This is a genomic window from Nakamurella sp. (assembly GCF_044224575.1).
GTDB lineage: Bacteria > Actinomycetota > Actinomycetes > Mycobacteriales > Nakamurellaceae > Nakamurella.
This window is the reverse complement of record NZ_JBGAKE010000001.1, coordinates 441,527-458,820: the sequence shown is the minus strand read 5'-3', so window position 1 is coordinate 458,820 and position 17,294 is coordinate 441,527. Positions and strand designations below refer to the sequence as shown.

Below are 17,294 nucleotides of genomic sequence, written 5' to 3'. Positions count from 1 at the left end.
CAGGATGGTGCAGGCCACTGCCAATGCCACTGCACCCGGTCGCCGGTGGCCAGTGGTCGGCCGGCCGAGTCACTGCCGCAGCCGGATCCCGTCATTGCGTCGGGGTCGACGTTCGGGATCGATCCACGCGGGTGGAATGACCTCGGGGCGGCCGTCTTTCGCCATCCGGACCTGCCAGTCGCCCGCATGGATGAGGATGTGATGCGCTTGGCAGAGACAGGCTGCGTTGTTCAGGCTGGTGGGGCCACCGTTCAGCCAGAAGACGATGTGGTGGATTTCGGTCCAGCGGGCGGGCCGGTCGCAGCCCGGGAATAGGCATCCGCCGTCGCGGAGGATCGCGGCGCGGCGGATCGCGGTCGGCCAGATCCGGGTGGCCCGGCCGATGTCCAGTGGTTCACCGGGGGCGTCGAGGACGGCGGGGATGACGGTGCAGTCGCACAGGATTTGCCGGGCCAGTGCCGGGCCGATCGGGGTGCCGGCGGCGGTCAGGGTGGCGTCGCCGAGCCGGTTGGTGAGGGCGTCGTACTGCACGGTCATGGTGACGTGCGGCCGTTCCCCGCCTTGTACCGGTCCGTCGCCGCTGGCCAGGTAGCCGTCGAGAACGGTGGACAGTGCTTGGGCCAGCCGGGTGGCGGCGGAGCGGTGGTCCTTGATCCCGTCGATCTCGGGGCGGGGTTTGGCGTGCGGGTCGGTCGCGGCGATGAACGCGGCCACGGTGCTGTCGTCCAGTTTCCCCTTGATCGGGGTGAGGCCGGTGCGGACGTCGCGGCTGCCGAGTGCGAGTTCGGTGCGGTCGGTCGGGTCGGTGGGTTCGAAGTCGCCGTCCGGGTCGAGGGTGATCAGGAGCCGGGCGGCGACCTTGGTCAGGTCGACGGGGTCCATGGTGCGGGCGTGCCTGATGAGGGTGTGTTCGGCGTTTTCGCGGATGTCCGTGGGAATCTCGGTGGGGATCTTGCTCATGGTTTTGACGATGATGGTGCTCTGTTCGGCGCCCAGGTTCCCGGTGTGCAGGTGGTGGCCGAGTTCGGGGAGTTGGGGTGGGATCTCCCCGCCGCTGATGGCGTCCTGGGGCAGGATCTGCCGGGCGGTGCGTACCCGGGTGGCGGCGTCGCCGGGTCCGATGTTCAGGGCGTTGCGGAGCAGGACCGCGGTCGAGGTCTGCCCGTGCGTCTGGGCGAGGCGGGCGAGGTCGATCTCGCCCGCGACGGTGACCTGCACGGCGTAGATGCGGCGGGCGAGGCGTTCGATGGTGCGGGCGGTGGCGAGCAGGTCGTCGCCGGGGAACTTCCAGAATTCGGCGTCGATGAGTTGGTCCAGGCCGGCGGTGATCGTCTCGGCGACGCGTTCCGCGTCGTCCCGGGTGATCACCGTGCTGGTCATCACCAGGCCGGTTTCGGCGTCGTGAGTTGGTCCAGGTCTCGGCGACGATCACCGTGCTGGTCATACCCAGACTCTCGCACAGGGGTACGACAGTGCCGGTTTCGGCCGAATCGGCCACGGGCGAAAGGTTCCCGGTATCGGCGGGCGCTTTCGGGACCGGGCTGCTGAGGGTGGTGACCCACCGGGACGACGCTCGTGGCGTCGTCCCGGGGCTCAGTTCCCGCCGATCACGACCGAACTATGGCGCAGGGAGAAATCGCTCGATCGTGGACCAGGTCAGCCGGTTGCACCGCATCGAAGACCATCTGCAGTCCGTCGTCGGGGTGGTCGGTCCATGTGACGTTGCAATTGTGGCCCTGCGCTCCTCGGGTACCGTCCAGTGCGCGGGTGTGGCCCATGCGATCGAGAACGGGTGAGCTGAAGCCGAGTTCATTCAACAGGTTGCTGAGCCCCGGCTGGGCCTTGGCCACCCGGAATCGAAGATCACCACGTTGACTGAGTCCGAATCACCCGTGACGAATGCAGTCTCGCCCAGATGTCGTTCGGCGATCTCGATCAGGTCGGGCGTCGCTGCCCGGGCCGACCGGAAGAGGCCCGGTCGGAGGCTCATCGTGGTCACTCGGCACGACATTGCCGTCGTGGGGTGACAACGGGCCTGCGGGCGGCGTCCCAATCACATACGCGCCTACGCGACGACATGGCCCAACCCGGAAAGTTGTGCAGCGCAGCGCTGCACCAGAGTCCCTCCTTTGCTCCTGGACCGAGTCTGACAGCCCGGATCAACGATGATGATCCGCGGTTGGGCGATCGAAGCGTGATCGAGATCGACCTCGCAGGTCCGAGCTACCGGCCGGCGTTGAGCCGCGCGGCCTGCCGGGTGAGGTGGTCGCCTTCGGCGGTGTTGGGGGCTCGCCGCGCGGCCTCGGCGTAGAGCCTTGCGGCGGTGGGAAGGTCCCCGTCGCGCTCGTGCAGGTAGGCCGAGACGGCGCTGTAGCGGGGGAGCGTGTCGTCCAATTCCGCCAGCGCGGCCAGCCCGGCTCGCGCGCCGTCGGCCTCACCGACCGCCACCGCACGGTTGAGCCGGACGACCGGGTTGTCGGTCAGCCGGACGAGTTCGTCGTACCACTCGACGATCTGCACCCAGTCGGTCTCCTCCGCGGAGAGCGCATCGGCGTGCAGGGCGGCAATGGCGGCCTGGGCCTGGAACTCACCCAGCCGGTCGCGGGCGAGCGCGGCCTGCAGGATGGCCACCCCGGAGGCGATCATCGAGGTGTCCCACCGGGACCGGTCCTGCTCGGCCAGCGGCACCAGGCTTCCGTCGGGCAGGCTGCGGGCGGCGCGCCGCGCGTGGTGCAGCAGCATCAACGCGAGCAGCCCGGCGACCTCGGGGTGGTCGATCGCCGCGGCGAGCTGCCGGGTCAGCCGGATCGCCTCGGCGGCCAGATCGACGTCACCGGAATAGCCCTCGTTGAACACCAGGTACATCACGCGCAGCACGGTGCCCACATCTCCGGGTCGATCGAACCGCACCCCGGACACGGTGCGTTTGGCCCGGCTGATGCGCTGCGCCATGGTCGCCTCGGGCACCAGGTACGCCTGCGCGATCTGGCGGGTGGTCAGCCCGCCGACGGCGCGAAGGGTCAGCGCCACCGCCGACCCCGACGTCAGCGACGGGTGGGCGCACCGGAAGTACAGCTGCAACGTGTCGTCGACCCCGGGCACGGGGTCGGCGACCACCCGGTCGACACTGTCGACCAGATCCTCCCGTCGGCGGCGGGCCGCCTCCCCCCGGCTCTGGTCGAGGAAGCGGCGCCAGGCCACGGTGACGAGCCAGCCCTTCGGGTCCCGCGGCGGGTCGGTCGGCCAGACGCGCAGCGCCTCGACCAGCGCGTCCTGCACCGCGTCCTCGGCCGCCGCGAAGTCGGCCCCGCGGCGGCCGAGGACGCCGATCACCGACGGGATGAGGCTCCGCAGCCGGGCCGCATCGAAGGAGTCCATCGGCGGTGTCGGCCGGTGCTCAGTCCGCGATGGTGGGCGGCGCGGACATGATGGGCCGCACCTCGAGCCACTCGTGGATGGGCTTGCCGCCGGCGCCGGGGGCGGCCGACAGTTCGCCGGCCAGTTCGAGGGCGCGGGCGTGGCTGTCCACGTCGATGATCATCCACCCGGCAATGAGGTCCTTGGTCTCGGCGAACGGGCCGTCGGTCACCGGTGGCCGACCTTCGCCGTCGTACCGGACCCACGTGCCCTCGGGAGCCAGCCCTTCGACGCCGACGAGTTCTCCGGTGCCTTCGAGCCGATCGGCGAAATCACGCATGAACTGGATGTGCGCCGTGATCTCGGCCGGATCCCACTGATCCATCGGCACGTTGTTGACGGGGGTCGGGGCGCCGCGGTAGTGCTTGAGCAGCAGGTACTTGGCCATGGTGTCTCCTCGGTGCTGGTGCGACCCATTGTGGTCGCGATCAACCCAGGGACGGAGCCGGTCGAGCGTTCTCGACATCGTGGTGGGGAATCCTTGAGGAGAATGGCGCGGGTCGACCGGCGAGCGAAGGAGATGCGATGCGGATTCTCGTGGTGGGTGCCGGCGCGGTCGGTGGACTGTTCGGCGGTCAGCTGGCCGCCCACGGGCGGGACGTGGCCTTCCTGGTCCGTCCGGCAAGGGCCGCGGCGCTCCGCACCGAGGGTCTGCAACTGATCGGCACGGCCGGCGGCCCGCAGGACGAGGTACGCACCGTCCCGGTGGTGGCCTTGACGGTCGCCGACCTGCCGGCGGCCGAGCCCTTCGATGTCGTCCTGCTCGCCGTCAAGGCCTACGGGTTGGACCAGGCGATCGCCGATATCGCGCCGGCGATGGACCGCGGAGCCGCGGTGCTGCCCGTGCTGAATGGGATGCGGCACCTCGACGTGCTGACCGACCGCTTCGGCGTCGAACAGTTGATCGGTGGCTTCGCCTTCGTCTCCTCGTACCTGGACGGACAGGGTCGGATTAGCACCGGTCCGGTGCCGGCGGCCCTGACCTACGGCGAGCTCGACGGGTCGGTCACCGATCGGATCGGCCGGTTCCACGCGGCGGCCGACGGATGCGGCTTCCGCGCGACGCTCACGCCGACGATCCGGGCCGACCTGTGGGCCAAGTGGGTCTACCTGGCCGCCTTCGCGGCGTTGAACGTGCTCACCGGTGGCTCAACGGGCGAAGCAGCGCAGGCCCCTGGGGGCCCCGAGACGGCGGCGGCCCTGCTGACCGAGAGTGCCTCGGTGGCCCAGGCCGCCGGATACCGGCCGCCGCCGGACAAACTGGCCAGGGACCTGGCGATCCTGACGGCCGTCGGATCGGACAACCGGGCCTCGATGGACAAGGATCGGCTCGCCGGTCGGCCGGTGGAGAACGAGGCGATCATCGGCGACATGGTCGACCGGGCGACCGCAGCCGGCCTTGCGGTGCCCTTGCTGCGGGCCACCCGGGCGGCGCTGGCCATCTACGCGGAACGGGGGCGCTGAGCGGCAGCGGCCACGTCTCGGCGTGGCAGCATGGGACGCGATGTCCAGACGCAATCGCCAACGTGGTCACCTGCACGCCGTTCCCGACGTCGGTTCGTCCGGCGCGGGATCCGGCCCGAGGCACGGGCGGAGCACGGGCCAGGGGTGGGAGCCGGATGCGGGCCCGTTCAGCTTGGACGAGGCCGATTGGCTGGGCCTGGCCGGCGACGATGTGCCGCCCCTGGCCGCCCTGGGCATCGCCCGGGAGATGGCGGAGCTGGGCAGCGCCGCACTCGATCCGCCGGTCGACGACATCCTCGACCAGCTGGCGGAGCTCGGGTTGCCACCCGACCTGCTCGAGGAAAGCCGTGCCTTGGGCGGGGAGCATCATGCCGAGCTGGCCGGGCTGCTCCGGGCGGCGACCGCCATGCTGTCCGGCGACCCGGTCGCCGGCCTGCTCGCCGTCTGGCAGCCCCTGCTGGACAAGAAGATGAACGTTTTCGACGCCGAGTTGGCGGCCGCGGAGATCCTCTGGTCGTTCAACGGTGCCACGGGCGACGACGGCCTGGTCGACGGGCTGACCCGGCTGGTCGAGGAGGCCGGGTCCACCGGCCGGCCGGAGGCCCTGGTGATGTGCCGGATGCTCACGCACCTCGGTCCGCGCGACGTCCGCAGCCTGACCGTTCGCACGGCGAACACCCTCGCCGCCGGTGGCCTGCAGGATCGGCCGTGGGTGTCCGCGCTGGGCACCGCCGCCTTCCGGCGGGCCTACGACTTCCGGGACGGTCCGGAACGGGCGCTCGTCGTCGAGTTCACCTATGGTCGCCGACCCCACGCGTTCGTCGTCGTGGTCGACGAGCCCGGCGGCGGCCTGATCGGCCTGTTTCCCACCGACGAGGTCGACGAACTCGCCCAGCGGGTGCGGCTGGATTCGATGGCCCGGTCGAACGGTCTGGCGGAGATCGACGCCGCGGAGGCCGCCCGGCGTATTCGATCCGCCCTCGAGCTGCCGATGTGCGCCGAGGACGAGGCCGACGAGGCGGAGATGGAGAGCCTTGTCCCGATCGTGCGGGAACGGCTGCGGCGATTGGCCGCCGTTCCCGCCGGGCTTGCACCGACCGCACCTGGGGCACCCGCGGCCGGACCCGCCGGGGGCGCGGTGCCCACCGCACCCGCCGGGCTCGCGGCACCGGCGGCCCGGCACCCGGCAGCCGATCGCGACGGGGAGACCGCCGGCGTCGCGATGCATGATGGCGGTCCGCACCCCCGGGCCCGGGCGAAGGTCGTGCACCGGATCAAGGTCACCCTCGCGGGCGTCCGGCCGACCGTCTGGCGGCGGCTGGAGGTGTCGTCCGGCCTGCGGCTGCCGGCCCTGCATACCGTGCTGCAGCTGGCCTTCGGCTGGAGCTCGGTCCATCGGTGGGCATTCACCGTCGACGGCGACGTGTACGGCCCCGGCGAACCCGCCGCCCGGCAGCATGACCCCCGGTACGTCACCATCGGTGAACTGGTGCCGGCGCCGGGGGCCGCGTTCGAGTACCGCTGTCACCCGGGCGCTCGCCGGGTGCGGATACGGGTCGAGGACGTCGGCCCGGGAGATCCGGAGGTCGGCTACCCACGGTGCCTGGCCGGTCGCAGCTTCGGCCCGGCCGAGTCCCTCGATCAGGAATCGGACGTCGCGTCGTTCGACATCAACGAGCTGAACGATCAACTGGACCGGTACGTCCGGCGACGCCGCTGACCGCACCGGCAATCTCACAGATCGCGGCCCGGCCCGGCGGTGCCTGACCGGTGCCCGGCGATGACACGATGGTCGCCATTCATCGCCCTGAGGGAGACGCATGCCGGACGGACCGCCGCCGACCTTGGACCCGACCCTGGATCCGACCCAGTCGGCCAGGTTGGGCCGCCAACTCGACGCCTGGCGCCGTCAGTTGGTCGCGCTGGACCGCCGGCAGCGTCAGCTGTATTTCAAGCACACCCGGACCGCGTCGCTGGAGCTTGCCGAGCCCGGCCCGGACGATCTGGCCGTCATGCTCGCCGCCCGGCCCACCCGCCTGTACACGCTGGACCCGGAGCCGGCTTCGCGTCCCGCGCCGGCCGACGTCCCCCTGGCGGTCGATGCGCCGGTGGCCACACCGCCGGAACCGACCGGCCCCGCGGCATCCGGGACCGCATCGCGGACCGCCGCGGAGACCGCGCTGGCCCGGTACGGGCGGCGCGTCGAGAACGGGATCCGGGTCGCCGGCAAGCGGCCGGCCGAGCTGGAGAATTCGCTTCGCCGGCTCGATGTCGTGACCCGTCAGCTCTACGCGGACCGCGGCCTGTGGACGCTGTACGCAGGCCTGCTGATGCTCCGGTGGGTCGACCCGGACGATCAGGCCACGGTCGTCAGCCCGGTGGTGCTGGTGCCGGTCGAACTGACCCGACCCGCCCGGGACCGGCCCTACCTTGTCCGCCGCACCGACGACGACCCGGTCCTCAACCCCACCCTGGCGCTCAAACTCAACGAGCTGGGGGTCGAGTTGCCCGGCCTGGACGCGGACGAGATCGACCTGCCCGAGCTGCGCGCGGCCATCGGCGCGGCGATCGCCGACCGTCCGGGCTGGGCGGTCGTCGAGCGGGCGGTCTTGAGCACCTTCAGCTTTCACAAGGAGGCGATGTACCGGGACCTGACCGACAACGCGTCGACGATCCTGGCGCACGCCCAGGTGCAGCTGATCGGGCTGGGTCCGGACGCGCCCCTGGCCGAGCAGCTCGCCTTCGACCCGCCGGACCCGGCCACTCTCGACGAGAGGTATCCGGCCGAGCAGCTGGCCAGCATTCTTGACGCGGACAGCAGCCAACGGGCCTGCATCGTCGCGGCCCGGGACGGCCGCAGCTTCGTCATGGACGGCCCGCCGGGCACCGGGAAGAGCCAGACGATCGCCAACATCATCGTCGAGCTGATGACCGCCGGGAAGACGGTGCTCTTCGTGAGCGAGAAAGCGGCCGCCCTGGATGTGGTCCGAGATCGGTTGGCGCAGGCCGATCTCGGGTCCTTCCTGTTCGAACTGCACTCGCAGGCGGCGACGCGGCGCAAGGTCGTCGACGATCTGCACACCACCCTGCAGCAGCAGGTCGTCACCAAGGCGCTCTTCACCGAGAACGATCGGCGGCTGCTCGTCGCCATGCGTGAGCAGTTGACCGATCACGCGCTGGCCATGAACGAGACCCGGGAGCCGCTGGGTCGATCCATCTTCGACGTGCTCGGCGATCTGGGCCGGTTGCCTCAGGTGGCCGGATCGCTGCCAACGTCAGACTTCTGGGCCGCGTTGGACGGCGAGACGCGACGCCGGATCGTCGACCGGGCCGGCACCCTGTCCCGGAACTGGCGGCCGGCCCTGGAAGGTGAGGGGTTCGGCTGGCGAGAGCTGGCCGACATCAGCCACACCGAGTACTCCGTCCAGCAGCTGGCCGCGGCCGCTGCCGACGCGGCGGGGTCGGCGGACGGGGTCGTGCTGATCGGGGCCGCCGTCGATGACGACACCGGCCTGGTGCAGCCGATGAGCCTGGCCGCGTTGCAGGCCCGGGTGCGGCTACTGCAATTGGCGCAGCGGCGCCCCCCGGCGCCGGCCGATCCGCCCGACGACTGGCTGATCACCGCCGACCTGACCGCGGTGACCGACCTGCTCGCCGCGCGCAAGTCGGCGGTCGGGCAGCTCATCGCCGCCCGCACCGAACTCGCCGGGATCGTGGGCGCCCGGGCCGGCGAGGTGGACGACGGCGACCTCGAGGCGCTCGCCGGACTCACCGGCCTGACCTGGGCGCCCGGCGAGGGCTCCAGCACGGCGTCGATGCCGGACCTCCTTTCCTTCCTGGACTCCGCTCCGGTTCAGCTCGGCGGCATCGAAGCGGACACCGCCCAGTTGGGCCGGCTGCTCGGGCTACCAGAGGGTGGGCTGGCCCTGGGTCGGGCCCGCGCCTACGCGGAACTCGCCCTGCTGGCCGAGAGCCCGGCCAAGCCGCAGCCGGGCTGGCTCAACCCCGCCCTGCAGCCCGCGGTGGCCGAGTCGATCGACGTCCTCGCCCCGCTGACCGAGCAGGTCCGCCGGCACCGGCAGGGCCTGCGCGAGGTGTTCACCGATCAGGTTCTGACCCTGGACCTGCCCGCCCTGCGCGTCCGGTTCGCCCGTGACCACCGCGGCTTCGGACGGTTCAGCGGCCAGGCCCGGGCCGACCGCCGGACCCTGCGGGAGGTAGCCGTGCGCGGGAAGGTCGATCGGCGGCTGTTGGAGCGGCTGCCGGACGCGGAGGCCTGGCAGGCGGCGGTCCGGGACCTAGAGGCCCGGGAGCGGCAGTTCGCGCCGCCGCTGGGGGCCGCCTACCGGCGACTGGACACCGACTTCGCTCGGCTCGGCAGTGCCCTGGAGATCGCCCGCCGGGCCGCCACGCTGGCCGGGGCCACGGTCGATCCCGCGCGGCTGGCCCGGCAACTGGCCGACGGGGGAGCACCCGACCCGGGACTGACCCCGATCGCCCGGCGCCTCACCGAGCAGGTGGGCGGCTGGATTCGTTCCACCACCGGCCATCTCGACCCGTCGGCGATCCGGCAGATCGAGCACCTGACGTTGGACGACACCGCCCGGTGGTGCACGGCCCGGGCGGACGACCTGCGCGGTCCCGCCGCGGCTGCCGAGCGGGTGGCCGAACTGGCCGGCCGATCGCTGACCCTCGCACAGGCCCGGTCGGCGCTCGCCGCCGCCCGGCGGCACGCCGAGAACCGCCACGCCCTGGAGAGCACGCGCGCGGACGACGCCAGCATGCTCGGTCCCGTCTACTCCGGGGCCGACACCGATTGGGCGGCCCTGGATGCGACCCTCGAGTGGGCCCGCCAGGTCCGGGATGCCGTCGGCGGCCAGATGAGTCCGGCGACCGCGCAACGGTTGTCGTCGCTCACGCTGGACTCCGGGCTGCTGATCGACGCGATCGAGGACTGGGTGCGATCCCGGGGCCGGGTGCTCGCCGCCTTTACTCCGGACCGGGCGCGCGAGCTGACCGTCGAGCTGGACGTCGACGTGCGGGAATCCGCCCAGGCGATGCGGGAGATGGCCGACACCGCTCGCCGGGACGTCGCGGAATGGTGCGCGTTCGCGACCGAGCGCGCGGCCCTGGCGGATCTGCAGCTGGGCGCTGCCGTCGACGCGGCGGCCGCGGCCGGGCTGCCGGCCGATCAGGTCGCCGGCGCGATCGAGGCCGCCGCCCTGCGCGCCTGGCTGGACACCACGATCGAGCGGGACCAGCGGCTGCACCGCTATCAGGCCGCCGAGCGCGACGCGCTGGTTGCGCAGTACCGGGACCTGGACCGCCGCATGGTGAATCAGGCCAACACCCTGGTCGCGGCGACCTGCGGGGAGCGCCGTCCCCGGTCGCTCACCGGACGGCCCGCCCAGGTCATCACCCGGGAGGCCAACAAGAAGAGCCGGCACAAGCCGATCCGGCAACTGTTGGACGAGGTCGGCTCCCTGGCCACCGAACTCAAACCCTGCTTCATGATGAGCCCGCTGACCGTCTCGACCTTCCTGACCCCCGAGATTCGCTTCGACGCGGTCATCTTCGACGAGGCGTCACAGGTCGTCCCGGCCGACGCGGTGAACTGCATCTACCGGGGTACCCAGCTGATCGTGGCCGGTGACCAGAAGCAGCTGCCACCGACCGACTTCTTCGCCCGCGCCGACGATCCGGAGGTGGACCAGGCCGACGACCCGGACGACGCCGCCCCGGACACCTTCCAGTCCGTGCTCGACCTGTGCAAGGCCGCCGGGGCCATGCGCTCCATGCCGCTGACGTGGCACTACCGCAGCCGGCACGAGGACCTGATCACCTACTCCAACTACCGGTTCTACGACGGCACGCTGCGCACGTTCCCCAGCGCGGTGTTCGACAGCGCCGATCTCGGAGTCGAGCACTTCCTGGTGGATGGGCGGTACCGGCGCGGCGGGGCCCGCGACAACCCGGTGGAGGCCCGCAAGGTCGCCGACCTCGTCGCGCACCATGTGCGCACCCGTCCCGGGCGCTCGCTCGGCGTGGTCACGTTCTCCACGGCGCAGGAGGACGCTGTCCGTGCCGCGATCGAGGATTCCGGACGACCCGAGATCGTCGAACTGCTCGACCACCGGGACCGGCTCGACGGGTTCTTCGTGAAGAGCCTGGAGAACGTCCAGGGGGACGAGCGGGACGTCATCATCTTCAGCGTCGGCTACGGTCCGGACGAGAACGGCACGTTCACCATGAACTTCGGCCCGCTCAATCGCGAGGGGGGCTGGCGCCGGCTGAATGTCGCGATCACCCGGGCCCGGCGTCGGGTGGAGATCGTCAGCTCGTTCAAGCCGGCGCAGATCACCGGAGTGACCTCGGCCGGTCCGCTGCACCTGCGCGGCTACCTCGATTTCGCCGCGCGCGGGTCGGCGGCACTGGCGCACGACTCCGTGGCCGGGGAGTCCGAGGCCGGCGGTGAATTCGAGACGCAGGTCGCCCAGGTGATCCGATCCTGGGGGTACCCGGTGCACGCGAGGGTCGGCGCCGCCGGCTATCGCGTCGATCTGGCCGTGCGGCATCCGGACCGGCCCGGCGAGTACCTGCTCGGTATCGAATGCGACGGCGCCGCCTACCATTCCGCAGCGACCGCGCGGGACCGAGACCGGTTGCGCGACCAGGTCCTGCACGGACTGGGCTGGCGGATCCACCGGATCTGGGGCATCAGTTGGTGGCGGGACCGCTCGATCCAGGAGGCGCGGTTGCGAGCCGCGCTGGACCAGGCGATGGCCGCCGCCGGCGATCGCCTGGCCGACGACGGCGACTCCCACCCCGACGACGGGGCCGCCCGGGAAACGACTCCCCGGGCCGAGATCCGCTTCGATGACATCGATCCGGCGGCCGTACCCGGCTGGGCCGAGCCGTACCGGGCGGCCCCGGTCCCCGCCGCCCCGCCCACCCACGATCCGCGTGCGCCCGAGGCCCGGCCGGGACTGCGCCGTTTCTTCGAATCGGTCATCCGGGTGGAGGCACCGGTGCACGAGACGGTGCTGTTCGCGCGACTCCGCGAGGCCTGGGGGATCGGTCGGATGGGGGCACAGATCCGGTCGAACGCCGAGTACGTGCTGTCCCGGGTCCGGGTGGACGGTGTCGAGGTGGGCCGCGACGCCGCCGGGTTCTACCGGATCGACGGCCGGGAATTGACGGCCGTGCGGGTGCCGACCGGCGTCGACGGCTCCCGCACCGTGCTGTCGATCCCGCCGGAGGAGATCGACCTGGCGGTCGTCGGCACCGTGCGGGACGCGATTGTCATCGAGGAGGAACAGCTCTCCGTCGCGGTGGCCCGGCTGTTCGGGTGGCAGCGTTCGGGACCCGACATCCAGAACGCGATCGCCGCGTCGGTCTCCCGGGTGATCGGGCAGGATCGGATCCGACGCAACGAGCGTCGGGAGCTGCGGGCCGGGCCGCAGTGAGGTGAAACCCCTTGCTGACGGGCACCGTCCGGTCGGCTCCACCGGCCGGACGGTGCCCTGTCACCCTGGTGCCGGCGAACGCTAGCGGCGGACGTTCTGAGTCGCGGCGTCCGGCCGGTCCGCGGCCGACGACGTCGGCGCATCCCGCCGGAAGGCGGGATCATCGGCCAGGTCCCGGTTCTTGGTCTCCGAGTAGGTGCCTACCGCGAGCACCGTGATCACCGAGGCGAGGGTGACGTAGACGGCGACGGCGTACCCGCTGCCGAATCCGGTGTACAGGGCGACTGCCACGATCGGGGCCAGGCCACCGGCCAGGATGGAGGCCAACTGGTAGCCGACCGACACCCCGGAGTAGCGGACCCGGGTGCCGAACAGCTCGGACAGGAACGCCGCCTGCGGGCCGTACATCGCCCCGTGGAACAGCAGACCGCCCACCACCGCGACGACGGTGAGCGGGAAGCTCTTGGTGTCGATCAGGAAGATGAACACGAACGACCACACGGCCACGCCGACCGCGCCGAACAGGTACAGCGGCTTGCGCCCGAAACGGTCCGACAGTGCGCCCCAGATCGGGATGGTCACGAAGTGCACCGCCGCGCCGATCAGCACCGCATTGAGCACGAACGAGCTGGACGCGGTGTGCTCCGGCGGGTTCTTGGTCAGGTACGTGACAATCACGACGGTAAAGATGTAGTAGGAGACGTTCTCGGCGAACCGGGCGCCCATCGCGGTGAACACCTCGCGCGGGTACTTGCGGAACACCTCGACGATCGGCATGTGCGCCTTCGCGTCGGCATCCGCGCCCCCCGCGGCCGCCTGTGCTGCGGCTTGTTCGGACGCCTGCCGGAACACGGGGGATTCCTCGATGGAGAGCCGGATGAACAACCCGATGATCACCAGGACGGCGGACATCAGGAACGGGATACGCCAGCCCCAGGACAGGAACGCTTCCTCGGTCTGCACCAAGGCGAGCAGCGCCAGCAGGCCGTTGGCCATCAACTGGCCCAGCGGCACCCCGGCCTGCGGCCAGCTCGCCCAGTAGCCGCGGCGCCGCTTGTCGCCGTACTCCGACACGATCAGCACTGCGCCGCCCCACTCACCGCCGAGGCCGAAACCCTGCACCAGGCGCAGCACGATCAGCAGGATCGGCGCCGCCACCCCGATCGTCGCGTACCCGGGCAGCAGCCCGATGAGGAAGGTGGAGAGCCCCATCATCACCAGGCTGATGACGAGAAGCTTTTTCCGGCCCAGGATGTCGCCGTAGTGGCCGAAGACCAGGCCGCCGATCGGCCGGGCGATGAACCCGATGGCGAAGGTGCCGAGGGCCAGCAGCACGCCGACCGCGGGATCGCTGGCCGGGAAGAAGACCTTGGGGAACACCAGAGCGGCGGCGACGCCATAGAGGAAGAAGTCGTACCACTCCACCGTGGTGCCGGCCATGCTGGCCGAGACCACTTTGACGATCGTCGATCGGCTGGGCGATTTCGCTTCGGACGGTGAGTTCGTCATTGATCCTCCGGAAGATGAGCGGCGATGTGTCGGTTCGGTTCATCGCCGGGAAGGCCGCGGGGTGGTGGGGCCGCGTGGTCACGCTACGACCGGCCGGCCCCCCGAGCAGTGGGTGAACACCACACCGTTTCCCCGGTCGACGTGTGTCGAACCCACTCATCGGTGCCCGATTGGCCCGGGGTGCGCGCTGCGCGATGGGACGGTCGGCGGCGGGGCGACGGCGAGGCCGAAATGGTCAGCCCAGGTGCGCGACGCGGGCCCGCAGCGGATGCCCGGGACCGAAGACCCGGTCGATCCGCTCGGCGGTCTGCGCGGTGACGCCGGGGTCCGCGGCGGCGGTGATCAGGGTGACCGGGTGGTCCGGCCCGAGCAACCGGCGGGCCCGGTCGATCGCCGCCCGGTCGACGACCGCGTCCGTGGCCACGCCGGTCTCGGCGCGGATGGCCGCGCTGGCGGCAGTGGCGATGAGCGCGACCACATGGTCGGGGTCGAGCCGGTGGTCGGTCGCCGTCAGCAGTTCGGCATCGACCAGCGCGGCCGCCGGCCGGTCATCGCACCACAGGTCGGCCAACGCCAGCGTCGCCGCGGCGCCGAGCGTGATGAGATGCCGCGTGCCGAGCACGGCGCGCGCTCTTGTCGTGGTGTCCAGCGCGACCCGTCGGGTGCGGTCGGTGTCCGGATCGGTCAACCGTCCGAGGCAGACGTCGGCACCGGCCATCAACGTCGTGGGGTGATCCGGCCCGAGGACTTCGCCCGCCCGGTCCCGGGTCCGGGCGGCGACGTCGACGGCCGTCGGATCGCCGACCCAGACCAGGGCCAGCGCGAGGTAGGCGGTCAGCCGGAGCCGGCCGGGGTCGTCGGCCGGCATCACCCGGTCGACCCGGTCGAGGGTGTCGGTCGCCAACGCCCGGGCGCCGTCGGCATCGGCGAGCCAGGCCCGGGTGCAGGCGACATAGCTGGCCAACCGCAGGCTGAGCAGATCGTCGGGGCCCCGGGTGTGCACCGCTCGCCGGAGGCTGTCCGCCCCCAGGTCGGCACCCTCACGGGCCGCACCGTCCCACATCATGGCCAGCGTCAGATGGGCGGCCAGGGTCAGGGTGTCCGGATGATCCGGTCCGAGGGTCCGTCGCCAGCGGTCGTGCACCGCGCCGGCCACCCGACGGGCGTCCCGGGTGTCGCTGATGGTGTTGAAGTACGCGAGCGCGTCGATCAGCAGGCGCCGAGCCCCCGGGTGCGCATCCACCGCGTCACCGGTCGCGAAGACGTGCGGGACGAGCGCGGCGTACTCCGTCCAGGTCCTCGGGTCGTTGGGGTCGCCCGGGTGGGCGGCCGCCAGCAGGTCGACGACCTCATTCCGGATCCGGTCGCGGTCGTCCGGTGGCAGATGGGCGCGGATCACCTCCTGGACCAATCGGTGGATGTCGAAGCCGGTCGGCGTCCGGCGCAACAGCGACAGTGCCGCCGCGGCGCCGATGGCCTCGGCCAGCTCGAACGGATCCGACCCGGCCGCCGGGCCCCGGGTGAACAGATCGCGCGGGATCGGCTCCGGGCCGAGGAATGCGCCCCGGGTGAGCAATTCCAGCGCGGCCGGATTGGTCGCGCGCAGCCGCTCCAGTGACAGGTCCCAGGCGGTGTCGACCCGGCCCTGATAGCCGAGCACCTCGCCGCGGGCCAGGAACGCGGACCGCCGGGTGCTGAACTGGCGCAGGTACTCCGCCGGGTCCATGCCGGACTGCTCGATGTGCGCGACGGCCTGGGCGACGGCCAGCGGAAGGTCGCCGAGCTCGCCGGCCAGATCGGCGGCGACCAGGTCGTCGATCGCCGGCAGCCGCGATCGGAACAGGTCCATCGTTTCGGCCCGGTCGAGCAGATCGATCGCGATCCGGCCGCCGAGTTCGCCCCATCCAGGGGTGCGGGATGTGATCAGGATGTGGCCCGTGCCGGAGGGGCGATAACCCGCCACGTCGCCGACCCGTTCGGCATTGTCGAAGATCAGCAGCCAGTCGGTGCGGGCGGCCAGTTCGGCCAGTACCAGGTGAACCGTCTCCTGCGCCGACCCGGTCCGGGCCAGTCCCAGCGGCGGAGCCAGCCGGGCGATCTGGTCGCCGATCAGCATCGGCTGTTCCGCGTCCATCCACCACACGACCCGGTACCGGTGGGCCTGCCGGTGCGCGAACTCGACGGCCACCTGGGACTTGCCGACCCCGCCCAGCCCGTAGAGCGCCTGCACCACCAGCGTCTGTTCGCCCCGGCCCAGCCGCTCCGCCACCGTGCGCAGGACCGCGTCGCGACCGGTGAAGTGCGGGTTGCGGGCGGGCACGTTCCACACGTCGGGCCGCCGGCGGGCGGCCGGCGGATGCGACCCGGGAGTTCCGACCGGTCCGACCGGTTCGGCCGAGCGCCCGGGCCCGGCCGGGACCCCCGGGGGCCCGGCCACGACCCGGCCGGGCCCGCCTGCGACCCGGCCCCGTTCGGTGGCCCGGGGTGGCGACGGTGCATTCGCAGCCGGCTGGGACGGCGTCGGGCGGGGTGGTCCGGCGGGGCCGGCGCCCGTGCCGACATCGCCCGCGCCGGCAGCTCCCGTGCCCACGTCGGCCGCGCCCCGCCAGTCCAGCCGCGGGTCGTGGTCGAGGACGGCTCGTTCCAGCTGGGTCAACGCCGCCGTCGGTGGTCGGCCGAGCTCGGCGGCCAACCGCGACCTCAACCCCCGGTAGGTGTCCAACGCGTCGGCCTGCCGGCCTGCGCGATACAGCGCCAGCACGAACTGCGCATGGCGGCCCTCGTCCAGCGGGTGCGCCGCGGTGAGCAGCTCCAGTTCTGCCAGCAGGTCGACGTGCCGGCCCAGCGCCAGGTCGGCGTCGATGCGACCGCCGACGGCCCGGCGGTGCAACTCGTCCAGCCGAACGATCTCGGGCTCGGCGAACGGCATCCCGGCGAACTCGAGCAGGGCACCCCCGCGCCAGAGATCGAGGGCCTCGCGAAGGGTCGCGGCCGCGGCCCGGGGGGCCGCCGCGACCTCGCGCCGTCCCTGCTCGGTCAGGGCCTCGAACCGGGTCAGATCGATCTCGTCCGCCGGCAGCCGCAGGAGATATCCGGCACCGTGGCGGAGCAGTTGGATTCCGTCCGGTGCGCCGGCCCCCCCGGCGGCCAGGGCAAGCGCCCGACGGTACCGGGAGATGTACACCTGCACGGCATTGACCGCGCCCCCCGACGGCCGATCCCCCCACAGCCCGCGGACCAGGGCATCCGCGGGGACGGTCCGGTTCGCATTGAGCGCCAGGATGGCCAGCACCGCGCGCTGCCGAGGTCCGCCGAGCGGGACCGGTTCGCCGAACTGCCAGACCTGCATCGGTCCGAGCAATCGGATCTGCATGACGACCCCCGGACGGTCCCGCCACCCGTCGGACACGGTTCCCCGGCGATCGGGCGTGCCGCCGA

9 protein-coding genes are annotated in these 17,294 nt (G+C 71.9%); 3 read left to right on the top strand and 6 right to left on the bottom strand.

The window, feature by feature from the left end; all coding sequences use genetic code 11:
• Positions 1 to 69: 69 nt before the first annotated feature.
• From ACILSK_RS02120 to ACILSK_RS02105, 4 genes are all read right to left on the bottom strand, one after another.
• Positions 70 to 1,380 (bottom strand): DUF222 domain-containing protein, encoded by a 1,311-nt coding sequence (locus ACILSK_RS02120; RefSeq protein WP_395725437.1) that lies wholly within the window; start codon positions 1,378 to 1,380, stop codon positions 70 to 72.
• Positions 1,381 to 1,607: 227 nt separating this feature from the next.
• On the bottom strand, positions 1,608 to 1,850 hold the full coding sequence (locus ACILSK_RS02115; RefSeq protein WP_395725436.1) for a hypothetical protein: 243 nt from the start codon (positions 1,848 to 1,850) through the stop codon (positions 1,608 to 1,610).
• A 373-nt stretch (positions 1,851 to 2,223) separates the two neighbouring features.
• The gene (locus tag ACILSK_RS02110) at positions 2,224 to 3,378 is read right to left on the bottom strand and encodes an RNA polymerase sigma factor (RefSeq protein WP_395725435.1); all 1,155 of its coding nucleotides are present in this window, start codon (positions 3,376 to 3,378) and stop codon (positions 2,224 to 2,226) included.
• 19 nt (positions 3,379 to 3,397) lie between these two features.
• Positions 3,398 to 3,805, bottom strand: coding sequence for a YciI family protein (locus ACILSK_RS02105; RefSeq protein WP_395725434.1), 408 nt, complete (start codon positions 3,803 to 3,805; stop codon positions 3,398 to 3,400).
• A gap of 137 nt (positions 3,806 to 3,942) precedes the next feature.
• On the opposite strand from ACILSK_RS02105, the gene ACILSK_RS02100 reads away from it, so the two are divergent.
• The 3 genes from ACILSK_RS02100 to ACILSK_RS02090 all read left to right on the top strand — a co-directional run bounded on the left by ACILSK_RS02100 (position 3,943) and on the right by ACILSK_RS02090 (position 12,347).
• On the top strand, positions 3,943 to 4,881 hold the full coding sequence (locus tag ACILSK_RS02100; protein WP_395725433.1) for a ketopantoate reductase family protein: 939 nt from the start codon (positions 3,943 to 3,945) through the stop codon (positions 4,879 to 4,881).
• Between the two features lie 40 nt (positions 4,882 to 4,921).
• A complete protein-coding gene (locus ACILSK_RS02095) occupies positions 4,922 to 6,601 on the top strand; it encodes a plasmid pRiA4b ORF-3 family protein (RefSeq protein ID WP_395725432.1) in 1,680 nt (559 codons plus the stop codon).
• Positions 6,602 to 6,701: 100 nt separating this feature from the next.
• On the top strand, positions 6,702 to 12,347 hold the full coding sequence (locus ACILSK_RS02090) for a DUF3320 domain-containing protein (RefSeq protein ID WP_395725431.1): 5,646 nt from the start codon (positions 6,702 to 6,704) through the stop codon (positions 12,345 to 12,347).
• An 81-nt stretch (positions 12,348 to 12,428) separates the two neighbouring features.
• On the opposite strand, the gene ACILSK_RS02085 is transcribed toward ACILSK_RS02090, so the two are convergent.
• Both ACILSK_RS02085 and fxsT read right to left on the bottom strand, forming a co-directional pair.
• Entirely contained in the window at positions 12,429 to 13,856 is a 1,428-nt protein-coding gene (locus ACILSK_RS02085; RefSeq protein ID WP_395725430.1) for an MFS transporter, read from the bottom strand.
• A 235-nt stretch (positions 13,857 to 14,091) separates the two neighbouring features.
• Positions 14,092 to 17,229 carry an FxSxx-COOH system tetratricopeptide repeat protein gene (gene fxsT, locus ACILSK_RS02080; RefSeq protein ID WP_395725429.1) on the bottom strand — a complete coding sequence of 1,046 codons (3,138 nt, stop codon included), beginning with the start codon at positions 17,227 to 17,229 and terminating at the stop codon, positions 14,092 to 14,094.
• Between the last annotated feature and the right edge of the window lie 65 nt (positions 17,230 to 17,294).